At 60.6% G+C, this 531-nt stretch carries 1 protein-coding gene; it reads left to right on the forward strand.

The features are described from left to right. The coding region (locus tag NKG60_RS32190; RefSeq protein WP_352976701.1) for an SIS domain-containing protein at positions 1-531 on the forward strand (531 nt) is incomplete at both ends.

The following is a 531-nucleotide window of genomic DNA, read 5'->3' on the forward strand; positions in this document are numbered from 1 at the left end:
CGCTACTGCCGCAAGGCTGGCATGAAGATCGGCGCGGTCGTCAATGTGCGCGAATCGACCATGGCGCGCGAATCCGACGTCATCCTGCCGACATTGGCCGGCCCGGAGATCGGCGTCGCCTCGACCAAGGCGTTCACCTGCCAGCTTTCCGTGCTGGCCTCACTGGCGGTGCGGGCCGGCGTGGCGCGCGGAACGATTTCGCATGAGCAGGAGAAAACGCTGATACGCGAGCTGTCGGAAGCGCCGCGTTATGCGAACCAGGTGCTAAAGCTCGATGGGCAGATCGAAAAGATCGCGCGCGACCTCTCGCACTACAAAAACGTGCTTTATCTCGGCCGTGACACCAATTTTCCGCTGGCCATGGAAGGCGCGCTGAAGCTTAAGGAAATTTCCTATATTCACGCCGAAGGCTATGCCGCCGGCGAGTTGAAGCACGGCCCGATCGCGCTGATCGACGAGAACATGCCCGTCATCGTCATCGCGCCGCATGACCGCATCTTCGAAAAGACAGTGTCGAACATGCAGGAGGTG

Source organism: Mesorhizobium sp. M1428, from assembly GCF_040317515.1.
Classification (GTDB): Bacteria; Pseudomonadota; Alphaproteobacteria; order Rhizobiales; family Rhizobiaceae; genus Mesorhizobium.